Here is a 22,549-nt window from a genome sequence, read left to right as displayed (position 1 = left end):
TATAAGATTTATTCATTCTTATTTTCATATTGAGTTAAATAATAATCACATAATTCTGTTAATGGGCATTGTTCACATTGTTTATAAATAGGTTTACATATTGTTTGACCAAATTGAACCATTAAATCATTTAATTCTATCCATAATTTCTTTGGAACAATTTTCATTAGTTCTTCTTCAGTTTTTTCAGGTTGCATAGTATTTACAATTCCCCACAGGTTGGATATTCTGTGGACATGCGTATCTACAGGAATAGCTGGTTTTTGAAATGCAAAAACCAAAACACAATTTGCAGTTTTTTGCCCAACTCCAGGAAGTTCTAACAGTTCTTTACTGTTATTTGGAACTTCTCCGCCAAATTGATCAATAAGCAAATTAGAAACTTCTTTAACTCTTCTTGCTTTAACTCTATAAAAACCTGCAACTTTAACAAGTTTTTCTAATTCTTCAATTGGGGCATCAGCAACTTCATAAATATCTTTATATTTTAAAAATAGATTTTTTGTAGCTTGATCTGTATTGTTATCTCTTGTTCTTTGAGAAAGAATTGTTCTAATAAGTACTCTATAAGGATTTCTATCTTCAAAAACACGAAGAGTGTAAATTTCATTTAATTGTTCCATTATTTTTTCAATTCTTTCAGTTAAATCTTTAGTTTTATTATTTTTATTATTTTTAGTACTTTTATTATTAATTTCACTAACCTTAATTTTTTTACTATCTTTTTGTTTTTTTGAGATCTAAATCACCATATCCATTAACTCTAAATAAATAATTATATTAATAATAAAATATATAAATCGAATTGATAATTCTTATAAATTAAACTATATTAGTTATAAGCCATTCTCATGGGTTTATGATGTATTTACTTTATGTAGGAATTGTTTTTTTAAATATTGGATATATTATTAATATTAGATTAAATTGAGAGGTTAAATCATGGAGTATGAAATTAAAGGTGGATCTTTTCCAATTGTAATATGTTATCTTAAAAATGGTGAAAAAGTAAAGACTGAGGGGGGTGGCATGGCATTAATGACTCCAAATATTCGTATGGAAACCACTACTGATGGAGGAATCCTAAAAGGTCTTGGAAGAGCTTTATCTGGAGATTCAATGTTTTTAACTTATTATATTGCAGAAGATGATGATCAACATGTTGGATTCGCTTCTAAATTTCCAGGTCAGATTATACCATTAGAAATAACTGAAGATAAGCCAATAATAGCTCAAAAGACTGCATTTTTGGCTTCAGAAGAAGGTGTAGATATTAAAATGCACTTTAGAAAAAGTTTAAAATCAGGATTATTTGGAGGAGAAGGGTTTATCTTGCAAAAACTTGAAGGAAATGGAAAAGCATTTTTAGAAATGGATGGTGAGATTTTAGAGTATGAATTAGCACCTGGTGAGAAATTAGTAATTGATCAAGGTCATTTAGGAGCAATGGAAGAAACAGTATCTTTTGATATCCAAAGAGTTAAAGGTGCTAAAAATATGCTTCTTGGAGGCGAAGGAGTATTTTTAGCAAATTTAACAGGTCCTGGAAAAGTATGGATACAAACTATGCCGTTTAGTAATCTTATTGAGGCAATTATACCACATTTACCTTCAAGTGGATGACTTTAAAATGTATTCTTACTTTTAACACTAATTTTTTAATTTTTTATTTTTAAATAGTTATTTAAGTATATGTTTAATAGCTATTTACTTATTTTATTATCTATGTATTGTTTTATTCAAATCAGAAGGATGAATGAATCCTGATCTTATCATATTGTCTGCAATTACAATAGCTAAAGATGATTCACTAACTGTAGTTATTCTTGGACATATGCAAGGATCGTGACGTCCTGTAATTTCTATTTTTGTGTTTTCCCATTTTTCTAAATCAACAGTATTTTGGATTTGTGATATTGAAGGAGTTGGTTTAACAGCTATTTTTGCTACTATTGCCATTCCGTCGCTAATTCCTCCTAATATTCCACCAGATGTGTTTGTTCTTGTTCCAATATTTTTTTTATCTCTATTTTCTTTCTTAATATAGAATTCATCATTAATTTCTGATGCTCTATGGTTGATAACATCAAAGCCCATTCCAATTTCTACTCCTTTAACTGATCCAAGCTCCATTAATGATTTAGCTATTTCTCCATCAAGTTTTCCAAAAACAGGATTTCCAACGCCTGTAGGAACTCCAATAGCTATTATTTCAACTTTTCCACCTATGGAATCTCCTTTTTCTTTATATTCTAAGATTAATTCTTCCATAGATTTTGCTGCCTCCAGATCAGCACATCGGACTGGATTTTTATTAGCATACTCTTCAATTAAATTTATGTTTACTGTTTTTGCTTTTATATTTCCTATTTGGGTAACATGGGAGATAATTTTAATGTTGAACTTAGATAGTAGTTTTTTAGCTATTGCTCCACCGATTACATGTCCAATTGTAACTCTTCCACTTCCATGACCTCCTCCTCTGTAGTCGTAGTTTCCGTATTTCTCTTTCCAAGTGTAATCTCCGTGTCCTGGTCGAGGAGTATTCTTTAAATTTTCATAATCTTTTGATTTATGTTGATTATTTTTAATAATTCCTGTAATTGGAGTTCCATCTGTTTTATCATTAAATATTCCAGATAATATTTCAATCTTATCTGTTTCTGCTCGTGATGTGGTAATTTTACTGGTTCCTGGTCGTCTTTTATCTAATTCTTCTTGTATATCTTCTATTTTAAGTTCTAAATTAGCAGGACACCCATCAACAACAGCTCCAAGAGCTTTTCCATGACTTGATCCGAAACTTGTAACTGTAAAAGTCTTTCCTGTGGTGTTTGTCATTTAATCAGTCCATTTTTATTAATTTTTATTATTTGTATTGATTATCGTTAACTTTATTATTAATTTCAACATATCTTAATATAATAATTTAATTTTAATATAATGATAATTATATATTTAATATTAACTATTGATAATAGTTTGTTACATTGTACAATGCAATGATTATTTGGTATTTATTTATAATTCAATTGATTTACATGAGAAATAAAAATATTAAAGCTATTTATGATATCTTACTTGAGGAATACTCTCCTCAAGGTTGGTGGCCACTTTTAAACTATGATGGGATCAATCCAACAAAAACTGGATCAATAAATGGTTATCATGTTGGTGATTATGACTTCCCAAAGAATCAAGCACAAGAGTTTGAAATAGCTATTGGGGCGATTTTAACTCAAAACACTACATGGCAATCAGTTGAAAAAGCTTTAATTAATTTAAACGATATTGTAGATAATTTTTCACCAAAAAGTATTTTAAAAATAGCTATTGGAGATATAGAAAAATTTAAAAATGCAATTAGGTGTGCAGGTTTTGTTAATCAAAAATCTCAGTATCTTCAAAACATTGCTAAGTTTTTCATAGATTTAGGTGATAAAACTCCAACAAGAAAAGAAATTCTTAAAGTTAAAGGAATTGGAAATGAAACAGCTGATTCAATACTTCTTTATGCTTTTAAACAAAATGAATTTGTTGTAGATGCATATACAAAAAGACTATTTTCTTACTTAGGTTATATTGACTTTAAAGATAACTATTTAAAAGTTAAAAAGCTATTTGAAGATAATATTCCTAATAATATAGCTATTTATCAGGAATACCATGCTCTTATTGTTGAACATAGCAAAAGATATTATAGTAAACAACCATATGGTGTAAATGATAAATTACTTGAAAATTTTATTTTAGATTGATTAATGGATATAAGGGAATTATAATTATTGGTGAGGGTATGAATTTTCCAGTTACAAGATTAAGACGGCTTAGAAAGAGTCCTCAAATAAGAGATATATTTAAAGAAACTAGATTACACAAAGATAATTTAATTTATCCTATTTTTGTTAAAAAAGGACTTAAAAATGGGGAAAAAGAAGAAATACCAACAATGCCTGATGAATTTAGGTACTCTGTTGATGATGCAGTTGATTATTTAAAAACTCTTGAATCAAAAGGATTAAAATCAACAATCATATTTGGAATGCCTCTTAATAATGAAAAGGATGAAATTGGTTCACCTGCCTTTGATAAATATGGAATAGTTCAGGAAACTATAAGGAAGCTAAAAAAAGAAACTAATTTGGTAGTTATAAGTGATGTGTGCCTTTGTCAATATACTTCTCATGGGCACTGTGGGCTTGTTAAAAATGGAGAAATTTTAAATGATGAATCTCTTGAATACTTATCTAAAGTAGCATTATCACATGCTGAAGCTGGAGCAGATATTATTGCACCTTCAGATATGATGGATGGGAGAGTTTTAGCTATTAGGGAAATTTTAGATGAAAATGAATATTATAATGTGGCAATTATGTCTTATTCAGCTAAATATGCTTCATCATTTTACAATCCATTTAGAGAAGCAGTTTGCTCAAGTCCTTCATTTGGAGACAGAAAAACTTATCAAATGGATCCATCTAACTTAAAAGAAGCTATTCGTGAATCTGAATTAGATATTATTGAAGGTGCTGATGTTTTAATGGTGAAACCAGCACTTGCATATTTAGATGTAATTAAAACTCTTAAATTAGAATTTAATTTACCATTAGCTGCTTATAATGTAAGTGGAGAATATTCAATGTTAAAATCTGCGATAAAAGAAGATTATTTAACGGAAGATGCGATATTCGAAAGTTTACTTTCAATAAAACGTGCAGGAGCAGATTTAATAATCACGCATTTTGCTAAAGACATAATAGATAAAATTTAGTAACTATATTTATATTTAACAGTGTGTTTAGTAGCTATATTTATATTTAACAGTGTGTTTAGTAGCTATATTTGTATTTAACAGTGTGTTTAGTAGCTATATTTATATTTAACAGTGTGTTTAGTAGCTATATTTATATTTAACAGTGTGTTTAGTAGCTATATTTATATTTAACAGTGTGTTTAGTAGCTATATTTATATTTAATAATTAAACTTTAATTTCGTGATAATATGTATAATCTGATTGATATTGGTGTTAATTTAATGCACAAATCTTTTAATAAAGATAGGGAAGAATTAGTAAAAATAGCTGAAGATAATGGTGTTTCATCACTTATTTTAACTGGAACAACAGAAAAAAGTAGTTCAGAAGCTATGAAATATGCTTTAAAGCATGATAGTAAATTGTATTCTACTGCAGGAGTTCATCCTCATAATGCTCGTGATTGTAACGAAAATACAATTGATAACTTACGTAAAATAGCTAAAAATAAATCAGTAGTTGCAATTGGGGAATGTGGCTTAGATTATAATCGAGATTTTTCTCCAAGAAATAAACAGAAAAAATGGTTTGAAAGACAAGTTATTCTTTCCTCAGAGTTGGAAATGCCTTTATTCCTTCATGAAAGGGATGCTTTTGATGATTTTTCATCTATTATTGAAAAACATGAAAATAATATTGTGAACATGGTAGTACATTGCTTTACAGGTAGTAAAAAAGCTCTTAATAAATATCTTGACCTTGGAGCATATATTGGGATTACTGGATGGGTTTGTGATGAAAGGAGAGGTAAAGATTTAGCAAAAATTGTCAATATTATTCCTGAAGATAAATTAATGGTTGAAACAGATGCTCCATTTCTTATTCCCCGTAATATGCTGAAGAAACCTAAAAATGGAAGAAATGAACCGAAATTTTTACCTCATATTATGGAAGTTACTGCAGAAAATATGGGAAAAGATCCTAAGGAATTATCAGCTATTGTTTATAAAAATACAAAATCATTTTTCAATATTTAATGTGCTAGGTTATTACAAGTTAATTTATTACAAAATGTTAAGTTAAATAGAGTGTTACTATGAATCCTGAGGAAATAGCTAAAATTGCTCAAATAGCAAGTGTACTTGAAGTAAGTGGATATCCAAAGCCTGGTAATGTTCATAGGAATCGTGATTTTCATGATATGGTTTTTGAAGATTTTTTAATAAGTGGAATTGTTATTGGAGATATAATAAAAGAAGCTGCATCTCACATGAGGAGTATTGGAAATTCCATGGATTTTAGAGAGTCTAATATTGGAGAATATATTCATAAAGCAGTTATGGAAACTGATAGATGGGTAGCAAATAATACTAACCTTGGGATTATAATGCTTTTAACTCCTATAGCTATGTCTGCAGCTATTAGTGATAATTTAAATGAATTAAGGGAGAATATTCATAATGTTATAAAATATTCTACAGTATCTGATGCAATAAATTTGTATTTAGCTATTTCAATTGCTGATGCTGGAGGAATGGGAGATCAAAAGGATTTGGATGTTAATTCAAATGATTCAATAATTGAACTTGAGCACGAAAACTTAAATATTTTTGATGTTTTAAATATATCTTCCTCTTGGGATAGTTTAGCTAAAGAACTAACTACAAAAATGCCGATTACTTTTGAAATTGGTTTTCCAATATTTTCAAATCTCAGGAAGACATTTTCAATAAATACTTCCACAGTGGTTACATTTTTAACAATTTTATCAAATGTTCCAGATACTTTAATTTCAAGAAAATATGGGAATGAAAAAGCAAAAAAAGTATCTGACATGGCTAAAACTTTATTAAATTACTTAGGTCCTGTTGATTCCAATGATTCTTTATCTTCTGAACATGGTCTAGCTGCTAACAAAATAGCTATTGGATTTGATGAAAAAATTTTTAAGGAAAAATTATATGAATTTGATAACTATCTTTTTGAAAATAAATTAAATCCTGGAACAACAGCCGATTTAACAGCATCTTCTATCATGGTTAGCTATCTAAGTGATTTTTTACTTCCTTAAATCAATAATTTATCTTTTCGTATTAATAAAAGCATTTCTTATAATTAAAATCCTTATTTTTTGAAATAGTTTTGCTCAAACTTCTTTTTGTGACGAAAATTTAGAGAAATCTTTGATTTCTCTTTTTCAAAAGTTTGTTTTATATTTAAATATTATTTTTTTTAAAAAAATTTAATTAGTAGAAATAATATACATTATTTATTATAATTAATTTATATTAAAAAAAATTTATATAATCAAATCATTTATTAAAGAATGATATAATTAAAGCTCTTATACTTACTTTATCAAAATTATCACTAATAATTTATCAATTAATTTTTATATAGGCGTGTTTAAATGAATGAAAACATTAATAAAATTATCAATGAACTCCATATCTATGAAAAAAAGCTTCTTATATCATTAGGTGAAAATGAAAATAAGAGTCCTGATGAAATAGCTATTGAAACTGATATGGGTATTAAATCAGTTATGAGTGCAGCAGGATCTCTTGCTTCTAAAGATATTATTCAAGTTAATACCTTATTGGATTCTAAAGTTGTTTTAACTGATGTTGGAGTAGAAATAGCTAATAATGGTCTTCCAGAGAGGAAAGTTTTATCTGCATTAGGTGAAACGAATAATGGTTCTATTCAAATGAAAGATTTGGCTCAAAAATCAAAAATTAGCGGGTCAGATATTAAAATAGCTATTGGTTGGTTAGTTAGGAAAGATTGGGCTAAAATAAATAAAGGAATTATAACCATTACTGAAAATGGTAAAAGTAATACTGAAATTCAAGGAAATGATGAAAAATTAATTAATAGTTTACTTGAAAATAACCAACTAGATATTTTTAATTTAGATGATGATTTAAAAGAAGGGCTTGATCTTCTAAATGATCGAAAAAATCTTGTTGAAATAATTGATAAAAAAACACATAAATTCCACTTACTTGATTTGGGAATAGCTATTTTAAAAATAGGTTTAACTATTCAAGAAGATGCTACTCAACTAACACATCAGCAATTAAAGGATAATAATTGGAAAAGCCTTAATTATCGTCCATATGATATTAACGCTGAATTTCCTAAAATATTTCCAGGTAAGGGACATCCACTTAGAAGAATTATTGAAGAAATTAGAAATGTATTTTTAAATTTAGGCTTTAGTGAATCCAATGGTCCAATTTTAGAATCTGCTTTTTGGAACTTTGATTCTCTTTTCCAACCTCAAGATCATGCTGCAAGGGAAATGCAAGATACTTTCTATGTTAAAAATCCTAAAGAGGCGTACTTACCTGATAATGAACTTGTTAATAAAACAGCTTTACTTCATGAAAATGGAGGTAATACTGGTTCTGATGGATGGGGTTATAAATGGGATAAAGATATTGCAAAGCAAACTGTTCTTAGAACACATACTACTGGAATTTCAACTAAGTTTCTTCATGAAAATCAGCCTCCACTTAAGATGTTTTCTGTAGGTAGGGTTTTTAGAAGAGAAACAATAACTTATAAACATTTACCTGAGTTTCATCAAGTTGAAGGTATTGTAGCTGATAAAAATATTAACTATCAAAATTTATTAGGTGTTTTAAAAGAATTTTATAAAAAATTAGGGTTTGAAGTTAGGTTTAGACCAGCATATTTCCCATACACATACCTTTCAACCGAATGTGAGGTTTATCTTGAAGATAAAGAAGCATGGATAGAATTTGGAGGCTCTGGAATGTTTAGACCAGAAGTACTTGAACCATTAGGTATTAACGTCCCAGTTCTTGCTTTTGGTTTAGGTATTGAACGTTTAGCAATGATAAGATATGATATCTCTGATATAAGAATGTTATACAAAAGTGATATTAAATGGCTAAGAGAAATTCCAATAGACAATGGAATATCTTTAGAATAACCTTTATCTTTAAAATAAATAGCTATTAGTTCAATAATTTCTTATTCAATATGTATTACTTATTCAATATGTATTACTTATTTAATAAGTTACATGGTCTTATTTTAAATTAATAATTTATAATAATCTCCATGAGTTGCTTTTATCTTTTCAATAATGTTTTTGTTTTCGAGAGATAATAATATATGATACATTCTAAAATTAGTTAATTTTAAATCACCATAAAGAAGACTACCTTCTAAAATATGTTTTGAAACGATATTATCATTATTTATTAATTTTTCAATAACTTCAATGGACTTTCTTTCTTTTTCATCTAATTCTGCTTTTTTAACTTCTTTTTTGGAGTTAACTGCAGTTATCTCTTTGTCAAATCCTATTAGTTTTACTTTTTTATCTTTATAATGAATCATTTCTTTAGTACTTAGCTCTTTCAATGTATTGGTTAATTCATGTTCGTAAATATCAAGATTCTCTTTAATAATATTTTCTTCTATTCCCTTGGGGAACTGTGAGTTTAATTCTTTTATTTTATTGAATATTATTTCTTCTTTTTTAGTTATAGTTATCATATCTGATCTGTTTTGGATTTATTATATATTTATTATTGATTAGGAATTAAAAGATTAGCTGCTACTAATCTGCATATGTCTGTTTTAGTAATGACTCCAACAGGTTTTTTTCCATCTACAACTAAAAGACCAGAAATATCTGCTCTAAGCATTAAATTTGCAGCATTTTTAATTTCTTCTTTTGCATCTATGGTTATAATGGTGTTTGACATTATATTTTTTATTGTATTTTTATTATTCTTACTATTTTCATTGTTAAAATTGTTTAAAATACCTATTAAATTGGTGTAAGATATGGTTCCTTTGTAATCACCATTATTGTTTATTACAAATAATCTTCTTATTCCATTTTTATACATTTTTTCAAATGCTTCAATTGGGCTAGTATTTTCATTTATTGAAATTACTTTTCGATTCATCACATCTTGTATTTTCATTTTATTCACTCGTAAACTGATAAATTATAAATTCATTTAAACTGTTATTATTTTTTATTCAATTGTATATATTTTTAGCTATTCTTATTTATTTTTTATTTATTATTATCTAATTTAATTTAGGTATGTTTCAGTAATTAATACTATTTGAACATGCAAAATTATTAGTTAATATGCACAATTATTATTTTTTCTTAGATAGATAATATGTCACTGAGTTATACTAATTTGAGTTTATATAGTTACAGTCAATATATTTTATAAATGGACTTTGTTTAGTTATATCATATTTTTAAAAAGTAGTATGTAATTCCATTTATATTTTAAAGCCTTATTTCATTATCCTATAATTTTTGTTTTGTTTATGAATATTTTATATAGGGTAATATAGGGTAATATTTATATATGATAGTGTACTATTTTAATTTAGTGATAATAATTTAATAAAAATGTTTATATAGTTATTATCTAAAATTAATACTGTTATATATTAAGTTTTCAATGTTTTAAAATTTACAAAAGGTTTATAACAGGTTTTTGTAGATTTATTTAAAATATATTTTTTGTTAGACTAATATTATACTATTTAACTGATAATAATCTATAATTATCATGATATTGATTAGGCATTACATTAATTATTTATTAGTATTATTTTATTAGTTGATTAATTCATTCTAAATTTATTTATAAATGTTTGAAAAAGGTTTTTAGCATGATGAGAATAAGTATGTCATTACCAAAGAAGCTTTTGGCTGAATTTGATGAAGTTTTAAAAGATAGAAGCTATCAATCCAGATCTAAGGGAATTAGAGATGCTTTGAAAGATTATATTGTCCGTTACCAATGGATGAATGAAATGGAAGGTCAAAGAATAGGAGTTATCACTGTTATCTATGATCATTATTACAATGGAGTAATGGAAAGCTTAGCAGAAGTTCAACATCAATATAGAAATGAAATAAATACAAGTATGCATGTACACATGACTAACAAGTATTGTATGGAAGTTATTGTTGTTAATGGTGATGTAAATAGTATTAGAGAGTTAACTGAAAAAATGATGAGGCTCAAAGGTGTCGATCATGTTAAGCTCACAAGTACTGCAAATGGTGAACAATTAGATCCAGATTAAGCTTATTAAAACTTAATCAACCTTCAATTTTATAAGCATAATAAATGCTTTTATTATTAAAATTTAAATTTAAAATACATTTTTATTAATTTTTATTATTATTTTAACTATTATTTAAATTATTTTTTTTAATTATTGGGTTTAGCCGCGATTTTGATTTTGTATTAATATGATATTTAACCGTAATTTTGATTTTATATAGGGCTATATTATTTATTAAGGATTATCATAATTTATTAAAGGGTTACTCTACTTATTTTATTGTATATCATATTTAATTTTTATTTAGGAATTAATTTCATGTTTTTTCACACAACTCCATATCATCATGATTTAATTAAAGATTTTGAACGTTTAGCTGTTTTTAATGAAGCGATAAATAGTTATTTTAATGATGTAATTAAAAGTAATAATGATTTAAAAGTTAAAATGTTTGATTTGGGATGTGGGTCTGGAATTTTATCCTTTTTTGCTTCTAAATATGATGTTGATGTTATAGCTATTGATAAAGACTTTAAATCTATTGAAAAGGCTAAGTTAAATTTAAAAGATATTGATGATATAAATTTTATAAATGATGATGTTTTAAATTTAAATTTTAAGGATAAAGCTGATTTAATCGTATGTGAAATGTTAGATACTGGATTAATTGATGAAGAGGAAGCTCCAGTAATAAATCATATATTACCTTTTTTAAAAGATAATGGAGTAATTATTCCAAAGGGTATAATTAATATAGCTTATCCACTAAATATGAATTATCCATATATTGTATATGATGATTCAAACCATGGTTCTACATTAGAATATGATGTTTTAGGAGATTTTGTAGTTTATGATGAAATTGATTTTGATAATTATATTGATCTAAATTTTAAATCTAAATTACACTTTAAAATAACTAAAGACTCATTATTTAATGGTATTAAAATTATTACTTTCACAAAACTCAATGATAATTTAATTTCTGGTCCAACACCAATGTTAAATCCTCCAATATGCATTCCAATTAATGAAAAAAGTGTTAAAAAAGGAGATTTCATTGATATAACTTTAGAATATGTTATGGGTGGAGGATTGGAATCTATTAAAGTTTATTATTAAATTTATTATTAATTTTCATAAATTGAATGAATATTATTTAGTATGACTAAAGTAGTATAATTTGAGGAATTGATTATTACATATATAAAATATAAATATTATTGTATAGGTGATTTTTATTTTTATTAAAAATGACTTTAAAGCTTTTCTTGAAAACTATGATAAATTATTAGTTTTAGGGGTGGGAAATGAATTAAGAGGGGATGATTCATTAGGTCCTTATTTTATAGAATCTATAGGATCTAAATTATCATTAGATTTTTTTGAAAAATGGAACATTGTTCTTGTTAATGCAGGATCAGTTCCTGAGAATTTCACAGGTTTAATAATTAAAGAAAAGCCCTCACATATTTTAATTGTTGATGCGATATTAATGGATGATGTTCCAGGATTCATTAAGTTGATTACTAAAGAACAAATTGCTAATTATTCACCTTCTACTCATTCAATGTCTTTATCTGTCATTATAAAATATTTAGAATCAAAAATAGATTTTAATATACTTTTAGTAGGTATTCAACCAGAAACTATGGGATTTGCTGAAGACATATCTTCTGTTGTTCTTAATTCTATTTCAACACTTGAAGAATTGTTTATATCCTCAATAAAATAATTAATAAACAAAATAAATAATTTTATTACTATCTTAATTCATATACTTATTTTTAATAAAATAACTTTGATTTATGTGTGATTTTATGAAAATACTCTTTATTGGTGCGAGACTATTTGATGATATTGCTTATTATCTTAAAAGTAAAGATATTGAATGTATATTAACAGAATCTAATAAAAATTCGTCAAATTTAGATTTAGCTGATAAATATTATATCGTTGATCGAGGAATGGATCAACCTGCTAAAATAGCTATTTCTAACAATGTATGTGCTGTTATTCCATTAATTGGTCTTGATATTCCTCTTATGGATGTTGCTATAATGAAAAAAAAATTAGAAGAAGAATACAACATACCAGTAATAGCTTCTAATGAATATGTAATTAATTTAACTTCCAACAAGAGTTTAACAAAAGAATTCTTTAATAATATTGACATTGCTACTCCTAATTACGCTGTTTTAGAAACTAATGATATATCTAACCTTAACCTTAAATATCCTATGGTTCTTAAACAGAATCATGGTCAAGGGGGAAAGGATATTAAAATAGCTATTAATGGCAATGATTTAAATGAGTATTTTGATAATTTTTCAAATGCTCTTGCTGAGGAGTTTATTGAAGGATCTGAAATTTCTATAGAGGTTTTATGTTGGAATGGTGAATATTTACCATTAGTACCTGCTTATAAAGGTGAAACTAATTTAAATGGTGTTCATCCATTGTATAAAGTTAAATCTGCTCCATGTGAAATTGATGGATTGGATAATAATCTTGTGAAAGAGTTAGCTATTAAAATAGCTAAAAATTTAGGTGCTGAAGGAACTATTGATATTGATTTTATTTATTCTTCTTCAAATAATAAATTGTATGCTATTGAAGTCAATGCTAGACCTAGTGGAACTAGATATTTGTCTGCCGCGGGCACAGGTATTAATCCATTAGTTAAACTTGTTGATATGGCTTATGGGGATTTTGACATAAAGAGTATACATAGCACACTTAAGAATTATTATTCTTTAGAAATTCCTATTGGTGAATATAAAGGTTCTTTAGGTAATGAGCCTATTAAAAAATTCGAAAAAAATTCATGGGTTGTTCATGGACCTGAAAAATACAGAAGAATAACTGTCAGTGGTGAAAACAAACAAAAAGCTTTTGAAATAGCTAATAATCTTTTAAAATATAATAATGCTTATTTATCAGAGGATTTACATTTAGATTTTAAAGATTAAATTTTACTTTCTACTTATTTTTATACTTTTAACTTACTTTTGTAATTAGTTACACTTGACATTATTCAATTTTCTTTATTTTTTATTATTTTAATTTAATTTAAGGCTAAACTATTAATAAGATAATGTACATAATTTAATAATATAAATTAATAGAAAATTTTAAAAATATTTAAACAATATGTGATAAATTAATAGAAAATATTTAAACAATATATGATAAATTATATTTAATATTCTTAATTTATGGACATATTTGAAGGGATAAAGATGAGTACATTTGATATTATAGTTTTATTCTTAATAGCTTTCGTTGTAACGGTATTCTTTACGTATTTTATAAGGAATATGCTAAATAATGCTAATTTAGTTGATAGTCCTATTGTAACGGAACATAAACATAAAAAAGGCACTCCAACAATGGGAGGTATCGCATTTCTCTTTTCAGTCTTTTTAATATGTTCATTATATATTAAAAATGATTTTATTACAATAACTTCTCTTATAATGGCTTCTGCAGGACTTGTTGGTTTAATTGATGATCTTGTAGGGCTTAAAATTAAAGAGGTTCAAAAACATGTTGAGAATATTTCATCTATACCTATTAAGTTAGGTCAATTGACTTTAAAGCCTGGTGAAAAAGCAAGGGCGGCTACAGAAAAGGCAAAAAGTCAGGTTAAAGATCTTGTTATTGGAAATAAACTTAAAATAATTGATGAAATCCCTATAAAAACTGAAATCGGTGAAATGGAAAAAATAGTAACTCAAGTAGTTATAGCTATTTTTTTAATTCTCACTGGGGCTGTAACAACACTTGGAGGATTTTCACTAGGATTACTAGCTATTCCTGTTGTTATCATAGCTATAATTGGGGCAATTAATTCAGTTAATTTAATAGATGGGATGGATGGTTTAGCCGCAGGAATAATAGCTATTGCTTCAATTGCATGTGGCGTTTTCTTATATTTACATGGTAATCTTGAAGGAATCTTACCTTTTGCTCTTTTAGCAGGAATAAGCTTAGGATTTTTAGTATTTAATAAATATCCTGCATCAGTGTTTATGGGAGATATTGGATCTTTTGCATTAGGTGCAGGCTATGCAACAGCAGTTTTAATAACTAATACTCCTTATTTTGGCGTTTTAGCATTAGCTGTTCCAATAGTTTCAGTTATAATAAGTTTAATTCACCGAGCAAAAATCATTAGACTTCCTGTTGAACCATTACACCATACATTAAACTATAAAGGACTATCTGAAAAACAAATCATAGTTAGCTATTGGTTCTTAACTTTTTTAGTTTCAGCTATTGGAATTTTAGTAAGTTTCTATTATTTTTAAATAAACATAGGCAATTAATTTACATATATTATAAATAAATAATTAATTATTAAATAAATACTTAATTATTTAATCTAATATTTAGTTATAAATGATCTATAATTAATTAAAACTCTTTGGAGAATTTTATGAATTATAATAACCTAACACTTTCAGATTTATCTAAAGAAATTTCTGGCGAAATTGTTGGTATTACTAATGATTTAAAATATAATAAATTTTCTGGTGTGTTTACTGTTTTAAATTCTGCAACTAAAGGAGACATTGTAATAAGGCATCGAATTGATGAAAAAGGAATTGAAATAGCTAAAAATAAAGATGTTTTGGCAATAATATGTGAAAATCCTCAAATAAAAACTATTGAAACTGCAAATTCATTAAATTTTCCATTAATCATTGTAGGTAAAATAGAAATAGCTAATGCTTTTGCATTAAAATACACAATTGATAAATTTGCTCCAAACTCTAAGAAAGTTGTTATTAGTGGAACAAATGGCAAATCTACTACTTCTCATTTAATTTATCATATTCTAAAACATTCACATTTTAATTCTTTTACAAACACTGATGCAAAATCAGAATTCAACACATTAATTGACCCCATGGTTTCAAAATTATTAGTGGACTATTCAAAAATCAATCCAAATCCTGATTTTTTAGTTATTGAAGTTTCTGAAGTTCAAGGATGGTTAAATAAGTTAATGAAAGACCATGCAGCTATTATGGTCGATGCAGTTAATCCTGATGTTGGTGTTGTAACAAATATTGCAATGGATCATATTGGTTTAGTTAATTCAATTGAAGAGGTATTTGATGAAACATCTGGTGTAGCTAAAGCTATTAAAAAAGGAACATTGGTTTTAAACTATGATGATTTGCTTGTCAGATCTTTGAATGGATTAAGTTCAGATAATATTGATAATTTTTTCTTTTTTTACGGCAAAAATTCTAAAAAATTGAATAATCTTAAAACTAGCTATTTATATTATGATACTAATAAAAATATCATTTTATATAATTATGAGGAGATTTTAAAATTAGAAGAACTTCCATTTAAAAGTAAACATTTTATTTTAAATGTTTTAGCTGCAATTTCAGCATGTATATCTTTAGATATGGCTATTAATGATATTGTTGAAGGTGTAAAATCTTATACTCCATTAAAGAGAAGATTTTCAATATTAAATCAAAATCCTTTAATTATTGATGATTTTGCACATAATCCCGAAGGTATTAAAGAAACTATTAAAGCAACTTCAAAATTAGTAAATAATACTGATTTATGGATTGTATCAGCTATTAGAGGTTCTAGAGGTATTGAAATAAATGAACTAAATTCTAAAGCAATAGCTGAAAGTTTAAATTCTTTAAATTCTAATGTTAACAATGTGAACCTTTTGATATCTTCAAGTGAGGATATTGTGGATAATTTAAATGTAGTTCATGATAAAGAAAGAGAAATATTTTTAAATGTGCTATCAGATAATAATATTAGTTCTAAATTTTATAATAATTTGCATGATTCGTTATTTGATGTTTATACAAATGCTAAAGTTCAAGATGTTGTTTTACTCATTGGAGCTCAAGGTATGGATCCTGCAAGTGAGCTATTATTGAATATTATGAAGTAGTTCGTTCTTTTTAAATCATTTTTGGAAATTAATTTATTTTATAAATCTATTTGTAAAAATCGATAGATATTAATATAATAGTAATCTAATATAAAAATAGTTTTTATCATTTACATTACTTGTTATGTTTTGATTTAAATTTGCAAATAGTTAAATTCACATTTTATTCTAAAATTTCAATAATAAAAAATAATATATAAATTTAATATTAATAAAAGCATAATTAATGCTTAAAGTGCTTTATTTATGGAAATAGCTTTTGATCAAACTTTTTTTTAAAAGTTTGAAATGTTTGTTTCATATTAATAAAATCATTTATATTACATTACTCAAAAAATGTGTCTTATAATCATTTTGTAATTCTTATGAAAAATATAATAAAAATACTTTAAATTTAATTTAAAGATTTTTTAGATGATATTTCTGAACATTTAAATTACTACATATGTTACAAAACTTTGGTAATATATTATATTATAACTAATTACTAATATTATATCTAATGTTTAATTTGTGAAATAGCATATGATGAAACTTAATAATAAACTTATTATAAACTAATTTAATTGGAGTTATTTTAAAAAGAGTGAAAATCATGTTTTTAAAAATAAGGAGAGACACATTAATAATTTTATTATTAGCATTTGTGCTAATTCTTTCTGGAAGATTAATAACATACATTGCATTTGCTTCATCTCCTGAAATTGAAGATGGAGTGGTTGTAGCTGGAGTCATTATTAAAGGTAATGATATTGTTCCAATTGATAGTATAAGGGCTAATATTGCTAATTCTGGTTTAAGATCAGGTAGTTCTATTAAAAATGGGATGTTGATAACAACGAAGAGATCTATGCCTTTAAGCGAGGCGATTACTAATGCCCAAAATTTTGCAACCTTAACGACAGTTCCAGGGACTAAATTACAGCCTATTGCTGCTGCTGATGTTAAAATTGATGAATCTACTGGAATTGTAACTGTAAATGTTATTGAAGACTTTTCAACAATTGATATGCATAATTTAACTGCAAAAAACGCTTTATTACGAGAGGGATGAACTTTGAAACGAACATTTTTATTAATAACATTTTTATTAATAATTGCCTCATTAGCTGCTGTTTCTGCTACTATGAATGTAATTGTAATTACTGATCCAACAGGGCAAGATGTTAATGGTGCAGCTGGTGGAAGTATGTCTTTTGCTCAGAATATGTTTCAATCTACATTTCTTTTATCAAAAGATAATAAGTATGTAGTTTTATCTGGGGGAGAAGGTGGTGCAGATGCTAGGTTATACCCTATTGTAGATGCTATTACTCTTTTAGACACTGGTGTAACTGCAGCCAGAGCTGCAGGTCCTGCTTCATCCTATTCTGGTATGAGGTTGCTTGTTGGGGGTCCTGAGATAGGAATTGGAATTGGAGGATCATTTGATGCATATTTAATCACTGTTGAAGATAATGGGGATATTAAAGTGACTCCTGCATCTGGAGGTCTTGCATCAATACCTCCTGGTAAAAAAGGCGCTATTATTCACTTAAGGAACAGTCATGGAAATCCACTATATGGTTCTGCAACCAGAGTTAGAAAAGAAACTGCACTTAACATAGGGAGAATGATAAGGGATGGCTATTCTGCTACAACAATTGTTAGTGAAGTGTTTAAGGAAGTTGCTGAGGATTCTGGAGAGAAATATGGTGGAGGTGCTGTGAATTTAATAGCTGGAATATCAACAGGTGATATGTTCACGCCTCAGGAAGTAAATACAACTGGTTATCCAATGGATGAAGCTTATTCTAAGGTTTGTCCAGTGGATGGGTGGGGTATAGGTTTCCCTGCAGCTGAAAACTATGAAACATGTCCAAATGATGGAAATTCACTTGAAACAATTTATGCTTATGATGCATTAAAGAATAAGATTACGGTATCTAAAGATGCTGTTTCAGTTTCAGTTTATGGTACTGATAAGGTAGGTATACCTGAAACAACATCTGAAATTGTCACTGCATCAGTTAAAAAGTATGGGTATGATGCTAATGGTATAACTGAATCTATTAACAAAGGTATTAATAATGGTTTACTTAGTGGAGTTGATTATGTTGAACCTAAGGATGTTAATGTAAGAGCTGACTCAAAAGCAGTAGGTGTTTACTTTGCTCCACTTCCAGAAGGTAGGTCTTCTCCTTCATGGAATTTACCTATAAGTCCAGTTATATTAAATATTTTGGGAAGTATACAGTCAGTTATTGGAATAATACTTCTGCTTTTAGTAATATTTAGAAGTAGATTACTTAAATCTTTCCAGAAAAAGCAATAGCAATGTGAATAAAAAATTTAATAGCTACTATTAACTAAATATTCATATAACCTATATTGATGTTGTATATTTAATATTACATATTTTTTTATAAGATAATAAATTTTTTGGAACTTTTTTTCCAGTAATTCCAAAGCATTTATATACTGTATATGATAAAATGATATTTATTATCTAAATTTAAATCTTAATTAATAATATATATGTTTTTTGTAATAAAAGTATTAGATAGTAATATTAATATTAGATCAATTATATGTATTAATTGTTTAAACATACATTATCCTATTTACATGTAATTTAGTTTGTAAAATTCTTTTTATGTGATTATTATGGCATTGATCTTGATTCGTGGAGAAAATAATTCAAAAATTTTAAATGCAATTGCTGACATTGAACGTCATGCAAAATTAAATATTAAAACTAAGCCTAAAGCTATTGATTCAAAGATAGCAGATTCTATAGTTGAAAGTATATTAAAATCTCCTTTAAGAAGTAAATCAAAAGTAGCAACTGCTTTTTTTGTAGAGGAAGATATTACTTTAAGTATCATGCAAGTGAAGACCATTCATCCTCCTGCTCATGTTATCGTTGTGAGTGATGAATACGAGGAATATTCTAGATTAGAAGGTGCTTTAGGAGATTCTGATAACTTAAGTGGATATTACTTTAGTAAAGCTAAAACAACAGAATTAAAAGATTATAAAAAAGATTTCAAAACTCATTCTAGAAATTAAATCTTTTTTAAGAGTATATCTAATATAAGAGTATATCTAATAAGAATATATCTAATAGAATATACTTATTTAATTAATAAGTTTATTTTAATTAAAAAATGAAAATAAGTTTTTTGAGTATTTAATGTTTATTTTAATTAAATTTAATCAAATACTCTAATTTTTATATTATATTTTATTTTTTCTTAATTTTAACAATGTCTCCTAAAGTTGGGGTTGAAGACATATTATTTTTCATACTTTCTAAGTCAAAGTCATTTACCTTTTCAATTAAATCTATTTTAAGTATATTTTCAAGCTTTTTAGCAAGTTTTAAATCAGGAATCATTTTTCCATTTTCAATTCTACTTAATACTGAAGCTTTTTCATTAAGTTTTTTAGATAAATCTTCTCTTGACAATCTTAGATGCTCTCTCTTTTCTCGAATTATAGAATCATATTCTTCAACAAGTTCTTCTGTTGGTTCATTCCTTCTTTGATTAGTATTAGGTCGTGATATATTTGATTTCTGGGGGTTTTTACTCTTTATATTACTAATAGGTTTTCTAACAGCAGGTGTTTTTTGAATTCTACCAAATTTGGCACAATTTTCACAAACATCCATAACAGAACCATCAATTTTTGTTTTTAAGGGAGTACCGTTAATTGTTTCTCCGCAAATTTCACATCTCATAAATCTCACATCTCATATTGTTCTATTTCTTTTTCAATAATTATATATTTTATCATTAACTCAATTAAACAATTAACTCAATTAACATTTACTTATAAGTATAAACTAATGTTTTGCTTAAAATAGTTTATCAATTTAATAGTATAAATTAGTAATGTACTTAATTAAAGTACTAAAATTATACTTAACATTATATTTAAAATTTAACTAAATTTTTCATTTATTTTCTATTAAATTTCTCTTTGAATTTTTTAGTTTTTAGTTTAGTAATATAATCTTATTTTAATGAGTAATCTTATTTTTTATCAATTTTCCATTGATTTTTAGATAGAAAATATATTATTTTCTTTTTCACCCTAAAATTTAAATATCAACTTGAACATATATTAATATACAATAGTTAGTAAACTACACTATTAATATAAATATAAAAATTTAAAAATAAAATATTTATATAATTAATATTACCATATACTACTGGATGAATTAATTTTAAAAGTTTTAGGGGCGTATTATAAACATGGAAAATTCCTCACAATCCCTTTTTATGAAGATTGAAGATCTTAAAAAAGAAGTCCGAATGTTAAAAGAAGAAAATACCAAAACTAAAAGAAATTTAATGTGGAAAGTAAGAAAACTGGAAAAAGAGAAAATTGTTAATGATAATGATAAAATAAGATTAGAACGTGAAGCTAAATCATTGAGGGCAGAAGTAGACAGATTTAGGCATCCTCCTTTAATATTAGCTACTGTAACTGAAATTCTTGATAATAATAGATTGGCAGTGAAAAGTAGTACAGGACCTCACTTTGTTATTAATTATTCAAATTTTGTAGGTGATAAATTAATTGAGCCTGGTGCAAGGGTTGCACTTAATCAGCAAAATTTCGGAGTAGTTGAAGTATTACATTCTGAAAAAGATCCTGCAGTTTCAGGAATGGAAGTAGATGAAAAACCATCTGTTTCATATAGCACAATAGGTGGTCTTGAGGATCAAATAGTGGAAGTTAAGGAAACCGTTGAACTTCCTCTTAAAAAGCCAGAATTGTTCAAAAGAGTTGGTATTGAACCACCAAAAGGTGTGTTATTATATGGTCCTCCAGGAACTGGTAAAACATTACTTGCTAAAGCAGTAGCTAATGAAACCAATGCTACTTTCATCAAAATTGTAGCCTCTGAATTTGTTAAGAAGTATATTGGTGAAGGAGCACGTCTTGTAAGAGGTGTTTTTGAATTAGCTAAAGAAAAAGCACCAAGTATTATTTTCATAGATGAGATTGATGCTGTAGCTGCCAAGCGACTTAAAAGCTCTACAAGTGGAGATCGTGAAGTTCAAAGGACTTTAATGCAACTACTTGCTGAATTAGATGGTTTTGAATCTCGTGGGGATATTGGTATTGTTGCTGCAACTAATCGACCAGATATTTTAGACCCTGCTCTTTTGAGACCTGGAAGGTTCGATAGATTTATTGAAGTTCCAGCTCCAAATGAAGATGGTAGGAGAGAAATTTTAAAAATACACACTAAAAACATGTCCTTAGATGAAGATGTTGATTTAGATTTCTTAGCTTCATTAACTGATAGTGTTTCTGGTGCTGATTTAAAAGCAATATGTACTGAAGCTGGTATGTTTGCAATAAGGGAAGAACGTGAAAATATAACAGTATCTGATTTCATGGATGCAATAGATAAAATAATGGGTGTTGAACATGAAGAAGAATTTAGAAAAGAAGCAGGAGTAATGTTTGGTTAATTTAATAATCAATAATAACTTATTTCCTTTCAACATTTTTATTAATAATTCTCTCTTGTAATATTACTTTTATTTCTTTTTAATGGATACTAATTGTTATTATTGTTATTAATAGCTGTTATTGTTATTTTAGTTAATAGCTCTTATCCTTATTGTGTTAAATAGATATTATTTATTACTTATTTCAACTAATTGCCTGTGATGAACCCTATGAGCTCTGATTTGTGATGACTGATGGGCGATCTGAGGCTTTTAGTTTTTTAATAGTTTTTAATACTTTTTTT

General features: G+C 26.6%; 21 protein-coding genes. 16 read left to right on the top strand and 5 right to left on the bottom strand.

Annotated features, from left to right (window positions below):
* Positions 1–8: 8 nt before the first annotated feature.
* A complete protein-coding gene (locus MBFIL_RS05400) occupies positions 9–623 on the bottom strand; it encodes an endonuclease III domain-containing protein (protein WP_066972196.1) in 615 nt (204 codons plus the stop codon).
* A gap of 319 nt (positions 624–942) precedes the next feature.
* Here MBFIL_RS05400 and MBFIL_RS05395 point away from each other — a divergent pair, with 319 nt between their 5' ends.
* Positions 943–1,623: a TIGR00266 family protein gene (locus MBFIL_RS05395; protein WP_066972194.1), complete on the top strand. Its 681-nt coding sequence runs from the start codon at positions 943–945 to the stop codon at positions 1,621–1,623.
* A gap of 96 nt (positions 1,624–1,719) precedes the next feature.
* Here MBFIL_RS05395 and aroC read toward each other — a convergent pair whose 3' ends face one another.
* Positions 1,720–2,841: a chorismate synthase gene (gene aroC, locus MBFIL_RS05390; protein ID WP_066972191.1), complete on the bottom strand. Its 1,122-nt coding sequence runs from the start codon at positions 2,839–2,841 to the stop codon at positions 1,720–1,722.
* Positions 2,842–3,041: 200 nt separating this feature from the next.
* On the opposite strand from aroC, the gene MBFIL_RS05385 reads away from it, so the two are divergent.
* From MBFIL_RS05385 to pheS, 5 genes are all read left to right on the top strand, one after another.
* Positions 3,042–3,758 (top strand): endonuclease III domain-containing protein, encoded by a 717-nt coding sequence (locus tag MBFIL_RS05385; RefSeq protein WP_066972189.1) that lies wholly within the window; start codon positions 3,042–3,044, stop codon positions 3,756–3,758.
* Between the two features lie 38 nt (positions 3,759–3,796).
* Positions 3,797–4,771: a porphobilinogen synthase gene (hemB, locus tag MBFIL_RS05380; RefSeq protein ID WP_066972223.1), complete on the top strand. Its 975-nt coding sequence runs from the start codon at positions 3,797–3,799 to the stop codon at positions 4,769–4,771.
* Between the two features lie 231 nt (positions 4,772–5,002).
* Complete coding sequence (locus tag MBFIL_RS05375) at positions 5,003–5,791, top strand: TatD family hydrolase (protein ID WP_066972187.1); 789 nt, start codon at positions 5,003–5,005, stop codon at positions 5,789–5,791.
* 59 nt (positions 5,792–5,850) lie between these two features.
* The gene (locus MBFIL_RS05370; RefSeq protein ID WP_066972185.1) at positions 5,851–6,825 is read left to right on the top strand and encodes a triphosphoribosyl-dephospho-CoA synthase; all 975 of its coding nucleotides are present in this window, start codon (positions 5,851–5,853) and stop codon (positions 6,823–6,825) included.
* A gap of 339 nt (positions 6,826–7,164) precedes the next feature.
* Positions 7,165–8,718, top strand: coding sequence for a phenylalanine--tRNA ligase subunit alpha (gene pheS / locus MBFIL_RS05365; RefSeq protein WP_066972183.1), 1,554 nt, complete (start codon positions 7,165–7,167; stop codon positions 8,716–8,718).
* Positions 8,719–8,822: 104 nt separating this feature from the next.
* Here the strand turns inward: pheS and MBFIL_RS05360 are convergent, their stop codons facing one another.
* Positions 8,823–9,290, bottom strand: coding sequence for a hypothetical protein (locus tag MBFIL_RS05360; RefSeq protein WP_066972180.1), 468 nt, complete (start codon positions 9,288–9,290; stop codon positions 8,823–8,825).
* Between the two features lie 32 nt (positions 9,291–9,322).
* Positions 9,323–9,727, bottom strand: coding sequence for a CBS domain-containing protein (locus tag MBFIL_RS05355; protein ID WP_066972177.1), 405 nt, complete (start codon positions 9,725–9,727; stop codon positions 9,323–9,325).
* Positions 9,728–10,445: 718 nt separating this feature from the next.
* On the opposite strand from MBFIL_RS05355, the gene nikR reads away from it, so the two are divergent.
* The 9 genes from nikR (at position 10,446) to MBFIL_RS05310 (ending at position 19,839) form a co-directional block, all read left to right on the top strand.
* Complete coding sequence (gene nikR / locus MBFIL_RS05350; RefSeq protein WP_211261726.1) at positions 10,446–10,862, top strand: nickel-responsive transcriptional regulator NikR; 417 nt, start codon at positions 10,446–10,448, stop codon at positions 10,860–10,862.
* A gap of 300 nt (positions 10,863–11,162) precedes the next feature.
* Positions 11,163–11,966 carry a methyltransferase domain-containing protein gene (locus tag MBFIL_RS05345; protein WP_066972172.1) on the top strand — a complete coding sequence of 268 codons (804 nt, stop codon included), beginning with the start codon at positions 11,163–11,165 and terminating at the stop codon, positions 11,964–11,966.
* A gap of 109 nt (positions 11,967–12,075) precedes the next feature.
* Positions 12,076–12,579, top strand: coding sequence for a hydrogenase maturation peptidase HycI (hycI, locus tag MBFIL_RS05340; RefSeq protein WP_066972170.1), 504 nt, complete (start codon positions 12,076–12,078; stop codon positions 12,577–12,579).
* A gap of 85 nt (positions 12,580–12,664) precedes the next feature.
* Positions 12,665–13,816 carry an ATP-grasp domain-containing protein gene (locus MBFIL_RS05335; protein WP_066972168.1) on the top strand — a complete coding sequence of 384 codons (1,152 nt, stop codon included), beginning with the start codon at positions 12,665–12,667 and terminating at the stop codon, positions 13,814–13,816.
* A gap of 270 nt (positions 13,817–14,086) precedes the next feature.
* Positions 14,087–15,157 carry a glycosyltransferase family 4 protein gene (locus MBFIL_RS05330; RefSeq protein ID WP_066972166.1) on the top strand — a complete coding sequence of 357 codons (1,071 nt, stop codon included), beginning with the start codon at positions 14,087–14,089 and terminating at the stop codon, positions 15,155–15,157.
* Positions 15,158–15,285: 128 nt separating this feature from the next.
* A complete protein-coding gene (locus MBFIL_RS05325) occupies positions 15,286–16,788 on the top strand; it encodes a Mur ligase family protein (protein ID WP_066972164.1) in 1,503 nt (500 codons plus the stop codon).
* Between the two features lie 595 nt (positions 16,789–17,383).
* Positions 17,384–17,842 carry a hypothetical protein gene (locus tag MBFIL_RS05320; protein ID WP_066972162.1) on the top strand — a complete coding sequence of 153 codons (459 nt, stop codon included), beginning with the start codon at positions 17,384–17,386 and terminating at the stop codon, positions 17,840–17,842.
* Positions 17,843–17,884: 42 nt separating this feature from the next.
* On the top strand, positions 17,885–19,102 hold the full coding sequence (locus MBFIL_RS05315) for a hypothetical protein (RefSeq protein WP_157078692.1): 1,218 nt from the start codon (positions 17,885–17,887) through the stop codon (positions 19,100–19,102).
* 332 nt (positions 19,103–19,434) lie between these two features.
* Entirely contained in the window at positions 19,435–19,839 is a 405-nt protein-coding gene (locus MBFIL_RS05310; RefSeq protein ID WP_066972159.1) for a DUF356 domain-containing protein, read from the top strand.
* Positions 19,840–20,014: 175 nt separating this feature from the next.
* Here MBFIL_RS05310 and MBFIL_RS05305 read toward each other — a convergent pair whose 3' ends face one another.
* Positions 20,015–20,512, bottom strand: coding sequence for a multiprotein bridging factor aMBF1 (locus tag MBFIL_RS05305; protein ID WP_066972157.1), 498 nt, complete (start codon positions 20,510–20,512; stop codon positions 20,015–20,017).
* Between the two features lie 520 nt (positions 20,513–21,032).
* Here MBFIL_RS05305 and MBFIL_RS05300 point away from each other — a divergent pair.
* Positions 21,033–22,265, top strand: a complete 1,233-nt coding sequence (locus MBFIL_RS05300) for a proteasome-activating nucleotidase (RefSeq protein ID WP_066972155.1) — start codon at positions 21,033–21,035, stop codon at positions 22,263–22,265.
* Positions 22,266–22,549: the final 284 nt, after the last annotated feature.

Source organism: Methanobrevibacter filiformis (assembly GCF_001639265.1).
Classification (GTDB): domain Archaea; phylum Methanobacteriota; class Methanobacteria; order Methanobacteriales; family Methanobacteriaceae; genus Methanacia; species Methanacia filiformis.
This window is presented reverse-complemented; position numbering and strand designations above follow the sequence as displayed.